Source organism: Maledivibacter sp., assembly GCA_025210375.1.
Taxonomy (GTDB): domain Bacteria; phylum Bacillota; class Clostridia; order Peptostreptococcales; family Caminicellaceae; genus JAOASB01.
The window spans coordinates 17,285-33,270 of the sequence record JAOASB010000037.1 but is presented as its reverse complement, the minus strand read 5'-3'; the positions used below and the strand labels follow the sequence as shown (position 1 = coordinate 33,270).

At 30.6% G+C, this 15,986-nt stretch carries 13 protein-coding genes; 12 read left to right on the top strand and 1 reads right to left on the bottom strand.

Annotation, left to right across the window (positions count from 1 at the left end; genetic code table 11):
- Positions 1-4 precede the first annotated feature (4 nt).
- The 10 genes from N4A68_12925 to N4A68_12880 all read left to right on the top strand — a co-directional run bounded on the left by N4A68_12925 (position 5) and on the right by N4A68_12880 (position 11,696).
- Positions 5-1,801, top strand: a complete 1,797-nt coding sequence (locus tag N4A68_12925; protein MCT4565200.1) for a BatA and WFA domain-containing protein — start codon at positions 5-7, stop codon at positions 1,799-1,801.
- Positions 1,791-4,577: a VWA domain-containing protein gene (locus N4A68_12920; protein ID MCT4565199.1), complete on the top strand. Its 2,787-nt coding sequence runs from the start codon at positions 1,791-1,793 to the stop codon at positions 4,575-4,577. The genes N4A68_12925 and N4A68_12920 overlap by 11 nt, the downstream gene beginning before the upstream one ends.
- Before the next feature lie 178 nt (positions 4,578-4,755).
- Positions 4,756-5,364 (top strand): histidine phosphatase family protein, encoded by a 609-nt coding sequence (locus tag N4A68_12915; GenBank protein MCT4565198.1) that lies wholly within the window; start codon positions 4,756-4,758, stop codon positions 5,362-5,364.
- Positions 5,365-5,391: 27 nt separating this feature from the next.
- A complete protein-coding gene (locus N4A68_12910) occupies positions 5,392-5,604 on the top strand; it encodes a YpfB family protein (protein MCT4565197.1) in 213 nt (70 codons plus the stop codon).
- Positions 5,605-6,230: 626 nt separating this feature from the next.
- Positions 6,231-6,887 carry a (d)CMP kinase gene (gene cmk, locus N4A68_12905; protein ID MCT4565196.1) on the top strand — a complete coding sequence of 219 codons (657 nt, stop codon included), beginning with the start codon at positions 6,231-6,233 and terminating at the stop codon, positions 6,885-6,887.
- Positions 6,888-6,900: 13 nt separating this feature from the next.
- Entirely contained in the window at positions 6,901-7,743 is an 843-nt protein-coding gene (locus N4A68_12900; protein MCT4565195.1) for a 4-hydroxy-3-methylbut-2-enyl diphosphate reductase, read from the top strand.
- A 3-nt stretch (positions 7,744-7,746) separates the two neighbouring features.
- Positions 7,747-8,904 carry a 30S ribosomal protein S1 gene (gene rpsA, locus N4A68_12895; GenBank protein ID MCT4565194.1) on the top strand — a complete coding sequence of 386 codons (1,158 nt, stop codon included), beginning with the start codon at positions 7,747-7,749 and terminating at the stop codon, positions 8,902-8,904.
- A gap of 603 nt (positions 8,905-9,507) precedes the next feature.
- On the top strand, positions 9,508-10,284 hold the full coding sequence (locus tag N4A68_12890) for a protein-glutamate O-methyltransferase CheR (GenBank protein MCT4565193.1): 777 nt from the start codon (positions 9,508-9,510) through the stop codon (positions 10,282-10,284).
- Between the two features lie 358 nt (positions 10,285-10,642).
- Positions 10,643-11,263: a MerR family transcriptional regulator gene (locus tag N4A68_12885; GenBank protein MCT4565192.1), complete on the top strand. Its 621-nt coding sequence runs from the start codon at positions 10,643-10,645 to the stop codon at positions 11,261-11,263.
- Positions 11,264-11,558: 295 nt separating this feature from the next.
- Positions 11,559-11,696 carry a hypothetical protein gene (locus N4A68_12880; protein ID MCT4565191.1) on the top strand — a complete coding sequence of 46 codons (138 nt, stop codon included), beginning with the start codon at positions 11,559-11,561 and terminating at the stop codon, positions 11,694-11,696.
- 85 nt (positions 11,697-11,781) lie between these two features.
- On the opposite strand, the gene N4A68_12875 is transcribed toward N4A68_12880, so the two are convergent.
- Positions 11,782-12,975 (bottom strand): pyridoxal phosphate-dependent aminotransferase, encoded by a 1,194-nt coding sequence (locus tag N4A68_12875; protein MCT4565190.1) that lies wholly within the window; start codon positions 12,973-12,975, stop codon positions 11,782-11,784.
- Between the two features lie 352 nt (positions 12,976-13,327).
- On the opposite strand from N4A68_12875, the gene N4A68_12870 reads away from it, so the two are divergent.
- Positions 13,328-14,434 (top strand): HD-GYP domain-containing protein, encoded by a 1,107-nt coding sequence (locus tag N4A68_12870; protein MCT4565189.1) that lies wholly within the window; start codon positions 13,328-13,330, stop codon positions 14,432-14,434.
- A 506-nt stretch (positions 14,435-14,940) separates the two neighbouring features.
- A complete protein-coding gene (locus N4A68_12865) occupies positions 14,941-15,855 on the top strand; it encodes an AraC family transcriptional regulator (GenBank protein ID MCT4565188.1) in 915 nt (304 codons plus the stop codon).
- Positions 15,856-15,986: the final 131 nt, after the last annotated feature.

The following is a 15,986-nucleotide window of genomic DNA, read 5'->3' as shown; positions in this document are numbered from 1 at the left end:
AGAAATGAGTTTTTTTTCCCCAATTAATTTTTTGTTCTTACTTGGGACTGTACCAATAATAATTATGTATCTATTAAAAAAGAAGCACCAAGATATAGAGATTTCTAGTATATATCTATGGCAAAGAGCGGTGGCCGATATAGAAGCGAATGCGCCGTGGCAGCGTTTAAGAAAAAATATATTATTGCTATTACAGCTTCTGGCCTTTAGCATGCTAGTATTTTTTTTAACTAAGCCATACTTTTTTTCAGATACATTAAAGGTTGATGATCTAATAGTTGTATTAGATAAATCCCTAAGTATGTCTACTGTAGAGGGGAATAGCAGTAGGTTCGACAAATCAAAAAAAGACATTGAAGATATGCTTAAAAATTTAAAATCAGGAACTTCAGTTACTTTTATAACGATGGGTAGAAGTCCTGAGATAGTTGCCGGTAATTCAAAGGATAAATCATTTTTGATAGATAAGCTAAAGCAGGTAAGTATAAGTAATGAGACTGATAACATAGAAGATACTCTATCCCTTTTGAAAGCCATGACCAAGAGCAAGGAAAGTTATAGAATTGTTTTTTATACGGATAAGAGTATAGATGCTGATATTGATAAACTAGTTCTTAAGATAATAGGTTCACCCCATGATAACATAGCCATAGAGAATCTGTCCTGTAAAAAGAATAAAGATTTTATAGGAGCATTGGTTCAAATCAAAAATTATGGCAATAGTGATGTGAAAACAGATTTAGTAATCTATACAGGGAACCAAATCTATGATGTACAAGAGATTGAACTTAAAGCAAAGGAAAGTAAAAAAATATATATTGATAAAATACCAAATACAAACATAATAAAGGCAGAAATAGATACTCAGGATGCTTTAATGGGAGATAACATACGATATAGCATAGTAAATAGCAGTAAAATAAGAAAAGTTCTTATGATTACTGGTGGTAATATATTTTTAGAAAAGGCAATAGCATTAAATGAAAATATAGAGCTTTATAAAACCAACGAGGTATTGCCAGATGTTAAAGGCTATGATCTTTATATATATGATGGGAGATTACCCGATAAGCTACCAACCGATGGTAATATATTTATACTAGATCCAACAAACCTAGAGGGTGTTATTAAAGTAAATGAAATGATAAAACAAGGAAGTCTTTCTATTTCTGAAGATGAACTACTTAAGTATGTGGATTTTGATATATCCATGAGTAAAGTAAAGACTCTATCTCCTCCGAATTGGGCTAAGACCTTTATTTATTCAAATGATGAATCCATAGCATTTAAGGGGGTAAAGGATACTCAAAAACTTGTAGTGCTGGGATTTGATATTCACGATACGGATTTACCCCTTAAATATAGTTTTCCTATATTTGTACAAAATATATTAGATTATACTCTTAACTTAAATACACAAAAGAACACAAGTGTACTTAGTGGAGAAGGGATAGAAATTGATGTATATCCAAAGGCCAGTGAGGTCTATATAAAGGCTCCTGATAAAAACAAAATGAGGATAGGCCCTCCATTCCCGGTGCCAGCCTATACGGATACCAATGGGATAGGGGTATATACCATAGAGCAAAAAGTTCAGAATCAAACTTATTTTAATTATTTTGCTTCCAATGTAAATACCATTAAAGAATCGGATATTAGTCAGGCTGTTGAAGGTGCTGATGAAGTTGATATTAAAGAAAATATTAGTGAAAATGCCATGATGGATATAAAAAATATTTTCTTAATACTGGCATTATTAATTTTAGCGGTAGAATGGGTGGTGTATAATCGTGGGTATTAGCTTTCAAAATCCTTTTTATTTATTACTTATCCCACTACTATTTCTATTTATTATCTATTTCAGTAGGTTTAGGGCAAGGTCTAATTCAAGAAAAAAATCAGTATTAGCTGTTAGGCTTATTGTTATTTTATTTATAATACTCGCTTTAAGTGGAATTAATATAAAAACCGATGTAGATACTACCACAACCATATTTACTGTAGATTTATCTCAAAGTGCTTCACAAAACAAAGAGGAATTTGTAGCATTTATATCTGAAGCAATGAAGTTTGCCAAGGATAATGATAGAGTTGGAGTAGTTGCCTTTGGTGAAAAAAGTGAGGTAGAGCTTCCTATAACGGAAGAAATAGAGAATATTAAGTTTGAAACAAAGATTGATAAAGGGTTTACAAATATAGAAAATGCTTTAAAGCTGTCAAGGGTATTAATACCCGATGGCTCAAAGAAAAGAATAGTACTTCTTACAGATGGTAAAGAAAATATAGGGGATAGCTTAAATGAAGGAAACTTAATAAATATAAATGATATACAGCTAAAGGTATATAAGACCGAGAATCCCATAAAGGATGAGGTTCAGCTAAAGAATATAGAAATACCAAAGATATTATATGAAAATCAATCCTTTGATGTGGTTTTAGAGATATATAGTACTACTGCTACAAAGAGTAAAATTACTTTGTTCTCAGAAAATAATATAGTGGGGGAAAAGAATGTTAAGCTTGAAAAAGGAGAAAATAGATTTGTTTTTAGAGACAAAGCCTTTAAAAGTGGATTTAAGTCCTATAAAGCAGTTATAACCCCTGAAAGGGATACTTTTACTCAAAACAATTCATATTCTGCTTTTACAGATATAAAGGGTAAACCCTATGTTTTGTTGATTGATGATGAAAGCAAAGGCGGTAGAGAATTTGACAAGATACTAAGGGCCTCTTCTATAGGCGTAGATTACGTTGATGCAGGTGAGGTTCCAAATGACTTATCAAATTTATTGAAGTATAAAAGTATAGTTATGTGTGATGTTTCACTTCATAATTTAGATAAAAAATTTCTAGAATCCTTACAGGTATATGTTAGAGATTATGGTGGTGGACTAGTTGTAACCGGTGGAGAAAACAGTTATGCCCTTGGAGGTTATTATAAAACAAAGCTAGAAGAAATGCTTCCCGTGGATATGGAAATGAAAATAAAGGGTGAAGTACCAAACCTAGGGCTTGTACTGGTAATAGATAAATCCGGTAGTATGGAAGGCGGAGAGCTTGGAACCAGTAAAATAGAGATTGCCAAGGAAGCGGCAATAAAAGCAGTAAATTCTTTAAAACCAAAGGATCAGATAGGTGTGATTACCTTTGATGGTACTCCCCAGTGGGTAGTAAAGCCCTCTCCTGATCAAGACGAAGATGTGGTTAAGGGAGAGATATCAACAATTAGAGCGGGAGGTGGTACAAGTATTATACCCGCACTAAATGAAGCATATAATTCTCTAAAGGATGTAGATACAAAACTAAAGCATGTTATACTTTTAACTGATGGACAAGCGGAAAGATATGGCTATGATGAAGTTCTAGATAGGATGAAAAAGGCAGGTATAACTATTTCAACCGTAGCTGTTGGGGAAGGGGCAGATACAGGTCTATTGGAAACAGTAGCAGATAGGGGTAAGGGCAGATATTATTTCGTAGATGAATTTTCTACTATACCCGAGATATTTACAAAGGAAACCTTCTTAGCATCTAAAACCTATATCAATAACAGGGTATTTATTCCTAAGCTAGCCTCAGCAAATGAAATAGTGAGTCCTATCATGGATAAATCAATTGCTTTAAATGGATATATCAGTACTTCCCCAAAGGATAGGGGGGATATAGTACTTTATAGTGATAGGGATGAACCAATCCTTGCACAGTGGCAGTATGGACTTGGTAAAAGTGTTGCATGGACTTCAGATTCCAATGGAAAATGGACCTCTGATTATTTAGGTACTGAGGAAGGAATTGAATTTTTTAAAAGAATGATCCAATACACCTTTTATAAAGGTGGCAGTGAAGATTTGTTTGTAGAGGCTTTAACGGAAGGAAATATTGCAAAAATCAATGTTAATGATTTAAAAGACTCAAATAAAATCTATGATACTAAAGCAACTATTATAACACCTAGTCTTGAGAAGTATGAAATTGATTTGAAAGCTACGAGTATTTCCGATTACATGGGAGAATTTGAGGCCCTTGAAAAAGGAACCTATGTCATTAGGGCTGAGCAATATGATAAGGAAAAGCTTGTAAAGTCCACAAGTGAAGCCTTCACAATTAATTATTCCCAGGAATATGATATAAGGGCTTCTTCAAATAAATTAACCGAGCTTATAAGAAAATCAAATGGAACATTTATAAACAAGGCGAAGGACGTATTTACGGAGAATCAAAAAAATGTATATGGATATAAGGATATATCTGATATACTAATTATAATTTCCTTAATACTATTTGTCATGGATATAGCATTAAGAAGGCTCAATATTAGATTTAAATCCTTGGAGCTTGCACAGGGAAAAGTTTATGATGGTGTAAATAAATTAAAAACAAAAAGGAATAATACACCTTCTAGAAGTCAGAAAGCTCCAAATAAAAATAAACAGTTTGAAAATAAAAAAAGCGAAGTCATAGATAAGAAAGCTACTGAAGCTATTGAAAAAGAAAATGATAAAAAAGTAAATAAGCATAAAGAGAACAATATAAATACCGGAAGACTGCTTAAAGCAAAAAATAAGAAGAAGAGATAAGAGCCCAAGGGCTCTTATTTTAATGGTCTTAAGCCATAAGATAAGGACATGAAGACTTGTAACTTGCAATATAAAACTTGTAACTAAATCAAGCCACCTTGCTAATTTTGTACTAATATACTAAAGTTTTGGATACAATATAAAAAACAAAGTCTGTTATAAAAAATGGGGATCATGTATGTTAAAGCTTTATTTGATAAGGCATGGACAAACTAAATGGAATTGTGAATCGAAAACACAGGGTTGTAGGAATATTGAACTTAGTGATTTAGGAGTATTGCAAAGCAAGCTAGTGGCCAACAAACTCAAGAAAATCGATGAAAACTATTTAAAAATTTTTACCAGTGACCTTGATAGATGTTATGTAACGGCTAAAATAATTGCAGAGGAATTAAAGGTTGACATAGAGGTTCATAGGGATTTAAGGGAGATGTCCTTCGGTGAATGGGAGGGGCTTACACACGAGGAGATAAGGCAATCCTATTATAACGAATATCTCACATGGAGAAATGAGCCATATAACGCGGCAATACCCAAGGGTGAAGATTTAAAAACAGTACAGGCTAGATGTCTGAAAGCTGTAAGAACAATCATAGATAAATATGATGATGGTTCAATAATAATAATATCCCATGGTGTTGCCATAAAAACTATTATATTAGGAATATTAGGCCTTGATTTAAAATATTTCTATAATATCACCTTGAGCAATGCTTCATTAAACAAGTTAGAATTTAGAGAATATGGGCCTGTAGTAATTAATCTGAATGATACATGTCATTTATAATAAATATGAATATGTGGGTGATGGTAAATGAAAAAGGATAGTGTGGAGTTACATGAGAAAATCGATGGGATTTTGAGAAAGTTGGCGGTGATTTTATTTATTATACTTATATCGACCCAATGGTATTTGAAAAATTTTAATAAAGGAATAGAACCTTTTTTAAATAAATTATACAATAATGATGGATTGAGTTTTAAAGTGATTGAAATAGTTCCTCAAAGGACAAATGATAACAAATAAATACCCCAGGGTAAATGGGTAAGTGAAAGTATAAAATGGTAATTTTTGAAAAAACATGATTATAGCTTGTAAAAATGAACTGAAATATTTAAAATATAGTAAAAATAATGTATCTATACTTGTTATAGTTTACATATTAAGTTATAATTTTCTTATGGATTAATTGTATAGAGATTGCAGTCAAATTTTAACTTATACATAGCAGAACTTCTAAAAACATTGGATGTTTCTATATGTATAAATTGAGATATATTTGTAAATCTATATGGGCTTTAGGAACTTATGAATATCTTTTGAGTATTAGGAAATAAACTGTAGAGTTGGTTATGTAATAGTTAATATAAAAGTATGCTTATTTTATAACCAAATTCCATTTAAACTCAACCACCAGCCCTCTGGTGGTTTCAGATTGTTGACAAAGTCAACAAGATGGCAGGTTGCCTAACAATTCGAAGTTCGAGGCGTGCTGAAACCGAGAGGCCGTAGCGTATACAGACATACGTAAGGGTTCTTGGGTGAAGCAACAACGAAGAAATTCGGGTTGTTAGGCAGCTTGTAACCACCAGCCCTCTGGTGGTTTATTATTGAGGTGTACCCCAAAATCTTTCAAGAAGGAGGAACACTTAGTGAATATAATCAGTATTGCAATAGATGGGCCTGCTGGAGCCGGTAAAAGTACTATTGCAAAAAAAATTGCACAAATTAAGGATTTATTATATATTGATACTGGTGCTATGTATAGGGCCATAACCTTAAAATTACTTAATGAAAATATTTCCTTTGATAATGAGAAAATGATTGAAGGGATTTTAAGTATAACAAAGATACAATTTATCAATGGAAATATACTACTGGATAATATTAATGTAAATAAAGAAATTCGTGAGCCCATAATAAATGAGAATGTATCCAGGGTAGCGGCACTACCGTTGGTAAGGAAAACATTGGTAAAACTCCAGGGAGAGATTGCACAGAAAAATAATGTTATAATGGATGGTAGGGATATTGGAACTAGGGTTTTACCCAATGCAAAATATAAATTTTTCTTGACAGCTTCAATAGATGAAAGAGCCCGAAGAAGATATAAAGAATTAAAGGATAAAGGCTATGATTATAGTTATGAGAACATTGCTGAAGAAATAGCAAATAGAGATAGAATGGATAGTGAAAGAACCTTAGATCCATTAAAAAAGGCTGAAGATGCAATTTTGGTAGATACAACAGGGAAAAATATTGATGAAGTTATTAATATTATACTAGACTATATATCAGAAAGCATTTAGGAGGTTTTGACACATGAAAATATATGTTGCTCAAAACTCAGGGTTTTGTTTTGGAGTTAAAAGAGCCCTCAATAAAACATTTGAAGCTGTTAAAAAGAAAGAAAAAAATATTTATACCTATGGACCATTAATTCATAATAAGCAAGTGATAGACAAGCTTAGGGAATCAGGGGTTGAATCCGTTGACGATATTGATCATGCTAAGGAGTCTACTTTGATAATTAGATCCCATGGTATCCCTTTGGATATATATGATAAAGCCCAAATAGGAAATATTGAAATTATTGATGCAACCTGTCCATTTGTAAGAAGGGTACAGGAAATTGTCAAAGAATATTATGATAAAGGTTATAAAATCATAATAATAGGTAATCCAGACCATCCAGAGGTGATTGGTATAAATGGATGGTGTAACAATAGTGCTACTATCGTTGAAGATAGTAATCAAATAGACAATGTAGAGTATAATGAAAAAATGTGTGTTGTAGCACAAACTACTATTACCTTGGAAAAGTGGAATTCTATAGTAAATGTACTATATAAAAAAACTGAGGAACTACGGGAATTCAATACAATTTGTTTAGCTACAAAGCATAGACAAGAATCCTGTGCAGATATTGCTAAAAAGGTAGATATGATGATAGTTATTGGGGGGTATCATAGTTCAAATACTCAAAAACTATTTGAAATAAGCAAAAGCTATTGTGATAAGTCTGTTCACATAGAGACAGCAGATGAATTGGACTTTCAGAGCCTTCAAGGGTGTGAAAAAGTTGGTATAACAGCTGGTGCATCGACACCAGAGTGGATTATAAATGATGTTATAAAAAAAATAGAAGGTAAGGGTGGCGAATAAACTATGGAAAATAATAACAATACTTTTAATGAATTATTGGAACAAGAGGAGAAATTATTTACTGTTCCAAGACGAGGTAACATTATAAAGGGTAAGGTTGTACAGGTTCAGAAAGAAGAAGTTGTAGTAAACATTGGATACAAATCCGATGGAATAATTCCTTTAAATGAATTTTCCAATAATACTGATATTGACCCTAGAGATATTTTAAAAGAAGGGGACGAAATAGATGTATATGTTATAAAGTCTGATGATGGCGAAGGCAATGTTGTACTATCTAAGAAAAGAGTCGACGCAATTAAGGATTGGGACGTTTTAAATGATGTATATGGGGATAAGAAGACTGTAACCGTAAAAACAGGTGAAGCTGTAAAGGGTGGTATGATTGCTTATTTTAATGAAATACGTGGATTTATACCAGCTTCTCAACTTTCAAATCAATATGTTGAAAACCTAAATGAATACTCAGGTAAAGAGTTGCAAGTAAAGGTTATTGAATTTGATAAAAGCAAAAATAAAGCTGTTTTTTCCCATAGAATAGTACTTGAGAAAATATTAGAAGCAAAAAGAAAAGAATTTTGGAGCAGCATAGAAAAAGATATAGTTATGAAGGGTGAAGTTAAGAGAATAACAAATTTTGGAGCCTTTGTAGATCTTGGAGGAGTAGATGGACTTATTCATATATCTGAGATGTCTTGGGGAAGAATAAAACACCCTACTGAAGTATTAAAAATCGGTGATATAGTAGAAGTATATGTAAAGGACATTGATAGAGATAGTGGCAGAATATCATTAAGCCTAAAGCAAGCTATAAAAAATCCTTGGAGCAATATAGAAGAAAAGTACCAATTAGGTGATATAGTTGAGGGTAAAGTTGTAAAATTAGTAGATTTTGGAGCCTTTGTGGAAATAGAAGCTGGTGTAGAAGGATTAGTGCATATTTCTCAAATTTCTGAAAGCAGAATAGCTAAATCTTCAGAAGTATTGCAAGAAGGAGAAGCTGTAAAAGTTAAAATATTAGATATTAAAGTACAAGATAGAAAATTAAGTCTATCTATTAAAGAGGCACAAGCTACAGATGATGTAGAAGAGTATATAGTAGAAAATACCGAGGAAGAAAAGTCAACTATTGGAGATATTTTAAAATCTAAAGAAGACTAATATAATGAGCTACTAAGTAACCTACGAAATAATTCATAATAGATTATAATATGATTCCCAGACAAATGTCCATATTAGGAGTATTTATCTGGGAATTTTTTATAGAAAGTAATTATGCGATTCATTCAGATAAAAAACTATATAAAAATAGGATAATTTCTATTTGGTTGGATATAATATTAATACCCTCACAAAATATTATGAAGACCCCCTTATATTTCTCGTTTACCGTGTTTATCACGGTTTTTTTTTGTTTATATTTCATAAAGACTAAATTCAATTAAAATGAAAGAAATGAATTTTATTGAGTTTTATTCGGGAAATGTGTTAGAATTATTTATAATTACATAATTGAGCAAATTGTATAATTACCTTTCATAAAAAACATCTACTATAGGGATTTTAGTATAGACTTTAACTTATACAAGTCCAAAATGCCCAGAACCATCGCATATTTGTCCATGTATAAGTTAAGTTATACTATGAGAACCCTATATATAATTTTAGAATCTTCAAAAATACGCCGTATATTATACAACTTAGCTAAGCCAAAGGTATGCAATTTCCTCAATTAATATATTATAATCAAAGTGAGGGCTGAACATGATAGGATATGAAAAATTTAAGGAACAAGTATTTAGAAAAACAGGAATTAATTTATCATGCTATAAAGAAAGACAAATGAAAAGACGAATCGAATCCTTAGTAAAAAGAAATAACTTTAACAGCTATGATGATTATTTTAATGCACTAAACAAAGATAAGGTTATATGTAATGAGTTCATAAATTATTTAACTATCAATGTATCTGAGTTTTTTAGGAATCCTGAACAATGGAAGGTTTTAAATAGTCAAGTAATTCCTGATCTATTAAAAAACAATGGAAAGAGAAAACTTAAAATATGGAGTGCTGCATGCTCAACAGGTGAGGAACCATATTCTCTTGTAATGACCCTTAGTGATTTTTTTGATTTAAAAGATATTGAAATCATGGCCACTGATATTGACAAGGAAGCAATAAGCAAGGCCAATCTAGGTTTATATTCTTCAAAAAGTATCGAAAATACACCGGAAAGATTTAAGAAAAAATATTTTATTAAAACTGGGAACTCATATAAAATCAGTGAAGAAATTAAGAAGTGTGTAAAGTTTAATAACCATGATTTGCTTAAGGACTCATATCCAAATAATTGCGATTTGATAATATGTAGAAATGTTTTAATATATTTTACTGAAGAAGCTAAAGAAAAAATATATAAAGGATTTAACGATGCTTTGAAAAATAATGGAGTGTTATTTGTTGGAAGTACTGAACAGATAATACTTCCTAATAGATATAATTTTAAGGCTATCAAAACATTTTTTTATGGTAAAGGCTAGAGATTAAAATTAAACACATAAATGTTTCTAAAATATAATATTTTGTATTATATAATAATAAAAGCTATTTGCAGATGTCGGTGCAAATAGCTTTTATTTTAGGCTTAAAAATATAGAGCTTGGGATCAAAATCTTAATTTATCCTAAACCCTTTATAGGGATTTTAGTATAGACTTTAACTTATACTATGAAAACCCTTTATTGAATGCTGTCGTATATTAAAAATGCAAAGAAAATTTTGTTAAAAACACTCAGAATATAAATGAAATTGCTTTTAAAAAATTGATTATCTTAAGAGGAATTAAAGAATTTTAAAAGAATACATAAATTAAACTATGTGATAAATAGGGGTGAAGATATGATTGATAATAAAAAGAGGTACAGTATATCTGAGGCGAGTGAGCTTATCGGTTTTGCTAATCATGTTCTTAGATTTTATGAAAAGGAGTTTGAAATAGAAGTACCCAGAAATAGATCGGGACATAGATACTATACATATGTTGAAATAGAAAAATTTTTATATATTAAGACATTGAAGGAAAGGGGACTATCAAATAAACAAATTAAGACAATTCTTAGTTCCCCAGAAGAAATTATAAATATGAATGAAGTAGCAGCTGCTAGTTATAGCAGCAATGATAAGGTAGAAAATGAAGTTGTGGCTATTAATACTGTAGACATGGATTTCACCAATAATTTATCGGAAATTAAAAATCTTCTGGAAGAAAAATTAGATGGTAGCTTCAAAAGTCTTAGTAGCACTTTGGTAAAGGAATTAAAATCTACATTGAATGATTTTGATGCAGGTTATAAAAATGAAGATAAGGATACGTTAATATCTGAAAATGCTAGGCTTAAAATGAAACTAAAGGAAAAATCCTATGAAACTGCAAATTTAAGAGAAAAATTAAAAAAACTTGAAAATAAAAGGGGGTCTTTTTTTAAGAAGCTTTTTAGTGATTCCAAAAACCGGGTTTAATATATGAAAGTATATTAAACCTTTTTTTAATGTTATTTTTCCTGGGTAATTTATCTGAGCAAATTGCATAATTACTTTCTATAAAAACCATCTACCCCATGTAGTTTTAAAATCCTTAGAGATTATGCAACTTAGCCAAGTGAGAGTTATGCAATTCCCTAATCTAATAAAGAAAATACCTACAGTATATAAGGGGAATTTATATTTTTATACTAATATAATTGTATACAATTGACAATAATGAATACATGTATTATAATATATATATAAACAAGATATCGGAGGAGGATTTAATATGAAAAAAATTAATGAAAGTAGAGAAAAGGATTCAAAAAGAAAATGTGGGATGATAACATGTATCCATTGTATTGGCAATAACTGTACCACTGATAAATGTGATTTTTATGAAAGAATTTATAGACAAGAACATTAGTAAAACAAGTGTCTATTATGATTTATTAAAACTATAAAAACACCCATGGGATTTCTCCCATGGGTGTTTTTATAGTTTGTTTATCTTATTTCCTATTTGGATATTTTTCTAATCCGACCTTTAATATATTCATGGCTTTTCTTAAATCATTTTCATTTAATATATATGCTAATCTAACCTCATCCTTACCTAAACCAGGTGTAGCATAGAAGCCTTCAGCTGGAGCCATCATAACAGTTTCATTGTCTACATCAAATTCCTTTAATAGCCATATTACAAATTCTTCTGCATCTACAACTGGAAGTTTCGCTATAACGTAGAATGCACCAGTAGGTTTTTTGCAAATAACACCGGGTATTTGTTCTAAGGCTTCAAATACAATGTCCCTTCGCTTTTGATATTCGTCATGTACACTGTCAAAATAATCTTGTGGCACAGAATATAATTCTACTGCACCTATTTGTTCTAATGTGGGAACACAAAGTCTACCTTGACAAAGCTTTAGGATTTGATTAATTAAATCTTTGTTTTTACTAGCTATTGACCCAATTCTAGCACCACATGCACTATATCTTTTAGATATACTATCAACGATTATTACTCTATCTGATATCTCTTTAATGTTACCAAAACTAGTGTATTGAAGGTCATCGTATACAAATTCTCTGTAAACTTCATCGGCTATAACAAATAGGTTGTATTCCTTTGCTATGTCTGCAATCCTTTGAATCTCATCAGTAGTGTAGACTACACCGGTTGGATTACCAGGATTTGACAGCAATATAGCCTTTGTTTTAGGAGTAATACGTTTTTCTATGGATGCCTTATCAGGTAAATGAAATCCGTCTGTGGCTTTAGTAGTCATTGGAATAACATTAACCCCTACGGCAGAAGAAAATCCGTTATAATTAGTATAAAATGGCTCAGGTATCAATACTTCGTCACCATGATCAGCAACAGCTATTAATGAGAAAAGTAAAGCTTCACTACCACCGTTCGTAATAAGAATTTCATCCTGTTCAAAATTAATTTCATATCTCTTATAGTAATCAATCAAAGCGTCAATTAACTGAGGCATTCCTTGTGAAAAAGAGTATTTTAAGACCTTTTCATCGAAATTTTTTACTGCATTAAAAAATTCATTAGGAGTTTCAATATCAGGTTGACCAATGTTTAAATGATAAACTTTTTTACCTTGCTTTTTAGCATTTTCAGCTATTGGAACAAGCTTTCTTATTGGTGATTGTTGCATTCCTGTAACTCTTTTAGATAGGTTCATTACTATACCTCCTATGTTAAAATAATGAATCTATAATTATAATAACATATATTCAGAATAATATGTATATAATTTATGTGTAAACTCTGTGATGAAGTAATCCCAAGGTAAAGTTAAGGGATCTTTTAATTAGTAAAAAATTAAAAAAGAATCTATTGGAAGGATATTTTCTTATAGTAGAAGAAATTAGATGACTTTCACTTGATATAATTGGATAATATATATTGCATAGCTGTTAAAATTCCCAAATTATAGAAAAATATAGTTTTTGTAGAAGACAATTATGTAATTTGCTCAGTCTATAATTTGTGTTATAATTATAATAATTATTTTTGTAATATGAGGTGATAAAGTGAGATTAGTACCATTATCTGTGATAAGAGAAGGAGTATTCTTAGCACAAAATTTGTATAATTCTGATGGAAAAATTTTGTTAGTAAAGGGTACAAAATTATCCCATAGATATATAAATAAAATTAAGGACCATGGATTCTATTCTGTATATATTTTTGATGAATATAGTGAACAGGAACTGGATGACATAATAAAACCACAAATAAGAAGGAAAGCTATAGATTCAATATCAAGCATATATAATAATTCTGTTGTTATAGAAGACCCTAATACCAATGAATTTAAAAAGAAGAATTTGAATAATGAAAATCAAATGGGCTTTGAGGAAATTCAAAAAATGGCTAAGCTTATTGTTGACGATATATTCTCTCAGCCTAAATTATTAATTAGTTTGGTCGATATTAAGAGTCTTGATACCTATACATATAATCATAGTGTAAATGTTGGAATCCTAGCCTTAACATTAGGAATAGCCTATGGACTTAATAGAAATGATTTGTATGATTTAACCTTAGGCTGTATGCTACACGATGTGGGAAAGATATTTGTTCCAAATGAGATATTAAATAAACAGGGAAAATTAAACGGTGAAGAATATAGTATTATTCAAGATCATTGTGAGAAGGGTTTTGCATACTTAAGAGAAAATACGGAATTAGGACCCAAGGTAAGAATTATTGCCCTGCAGCATCAAGAAAGATATGATGGTTCAGGATATCCTCAGGGACTCAAAGGGGATCAAATAAATATACTTTCTCAAATTGCATCAATTGCCGATGTATATGATGCTTTAACATCAGATCGTCCCTACAGAAAGGCCCTGTGCCCCCATGAAGCTATTGAATATTTTATGGGGTCAGGAGGAAGATTTTTTAATATGGATCTAGTGAAAAGCTTTCTACAAAGAATAATACCATTCCCTATAGGGACAGTTGTTAGGTTGAGCAATGGTTTTATAGGAACCGTTGACAATATAAATCATGATATGCTATTAAGACCAGTAATTAAAGTGTTCAAATATAATGATGAGGGCATCAGCCCCTTCATATGTGATCTATCTAAGGAGACAAATATTGTTATTAAAAATATAGTTTTTGAGGTATAGGTACTGAGATGTTTTTTTTTGTTGTTAAATTGATGAAATGGAAAAAATTATATAATATATTAATGAGGGTTTTAGAACCACCTAGCTAAATAAAAGCTAGGTGGTTTTTTATGGTTTTATTTAAACTTTTAAGTTAGTATATAAATTAATTTTCTACAAAATTCGACTTTTTTTAAGGATATTGTAAATAAATACGATATAATATTTCTATATGATTTTAAGATTGCATACCTTGGAATTGGCAGGCTAATAGGGGATTTACTCAAAACTAATATAATCTTGATAGTAAAATAGTACTAATATACTATTTTCTATTTTGATATAGTCTTAATTTCAAAAAAAAATAATAGAGATTCTATTTGTTACATGTGTTTGGGAATGCATATAAATAATATAATTTTCAAAATACACCTTCTTTCGTCAAAGAAAGAAAAAAACATAGAAGGTATAATAGTGAACAGTCTAGATGTATTCGCAAACATATTTAGATAGAATGGGGGTAAAATATGGAATCTACAATAGAAAAATTAACTGCTAAATCCATAAAAACGTATATGAGGATAGTAAAAAGACATCCTTATCATTGGCATGATGCAGTCACTATTGTTAGGGTTATAAAAGGTGTAGTAAAATTAAGATTTCGTTCAAAAGATTATATCTTAAAAAAAAATGATTTGGTTATTTTTAACGTAGGTGAAATTCATGAACTTGAGGGTTCAATGGAAAATTTAGTGTTGGTTACACATATAGACGCATCATTTTGTAGGCTGGTTATTAAGGAGTTTGATACGACTTTCATTTTATGCAATTCTGTAATATATGAAAAAAAAATGCCAAAAAAATATGCCGTACTTAGAAAATTATACGATGCCTTGCTAAAGGATATCAATGATTCAAAGGCTTGTACCAATAATGAATATTTATTCCAATGTGCAGTTCCGATGTTAAAATATCTATGCAAAGAGTTTGATTTTATTAGTGGTGGTCAAAGCCTAAAGATGCCTGGCAAAAAAATTATTAAGAGATATAAAACCATATATCAATCAGCAATTAAAATGAATAGTAATTATGGCAAGATTTCCTTGAAGGAGCTGGCTGAACATTTAGATATTAGCTATTCTCACTTGAAAAAGGATATATCTGTTCGGTATGGTCATTCATATAAGTGGTTAAAATACGCCTCAATGGTGCAACATGCATGTAAGTTAATATTGACAACAAATGACTCTATAATGCATATTGGAGTGGTTTGTGGGTTTTCTGATCCCAAATATCTAATAAAGTATTTTAAAATATTCTATAAGTGTACGCCTTCAAAATTTAGGAGTATTTATCGTGATAGTCCAAAGGGAAAAAACGAATACTTGGAGTTTTCATTGAAGGAATTTAGTGGATTAGACCATGGACCCCGAATATTCTAGAAATTATGGATTGAGATGAATAGACATATTTTGATGAAAAAATCCTAAAATTGTTAATACTCTTCTATTCCATATTTGATACTCTCTTTAGTCCTCTATAAGTAGGCACTCCAATTATTAAGACTATCAAC

Bases quoted from the DNA above. Each gene is read 5' to 3' on its own strand.
- N4A68_12925 (MCT4565200.1), top strand. From the start codon at position 5: ATGAGTTTTTTTTCCCCAATTAATTTTTTGTTCTTACTTGGGACTGTA.
- N4A68_12915 (MCT4565198.1), top strand. From the start codon at position 4,756: ATGTTAAAGCTTTATTTGATAAGGCATGGACAAACTAAATGGAATTGT.
- N4A68_12910 (MCT4565197.1), top strand. From the start codon at position 5,392: ATGAAAAAGGATAGTGTGGAGTTACATGAGAAAATCGATGGGATTTTG.
- N4A68_12900 (MCT4565195.1), top strand. From the start codon at position 6,901: ATGAAAATATATGTTGCTCAAAACTCAGGGTTTTGTTTTGGAGTTAAA.
- rpsA (MCT4565194.1), top strand. From the start codon at position 7,747: ATGGAAAATAATAACAATACTTTTAATGAATTATTGGAACAAGAGGAG.
- N4A68_12890 (MCT4565193.1), top strand. From the start codon at position 9,508: ATGATAGGATATGAAAAATTTAAGGAACAAGTATTTAGAAAAACAGGA.
- N4A68_12885 (MCT4565192.1), top strand. From the start codon at position 10,643: ATGATTGATAATAAAAAGAGGTACAGTATATCTGAGGCGAGTGAGCTT.
- N4A68_12880 (MCT4565191.1), top strand. From the start codon at position 11,559: ATGAAAAAAATTAATGAAAGTAGAGAAAAGGATTCAAAAAGAAAATGT.
- N4A68_12875 (MCT4565190.1), bottom strand. From the start codon at position 12,975: ATGAACCTATCTAAAAGAGTTACAGGAATGCAACAATCACCAATAAGA.
- N4A68_12865 (MCT4565188.1), top strand. From the start codon at position 14,941: ATGGAATCTACAATAGAAAAATTAACTGCTAAATCCATAAAAACGTAT.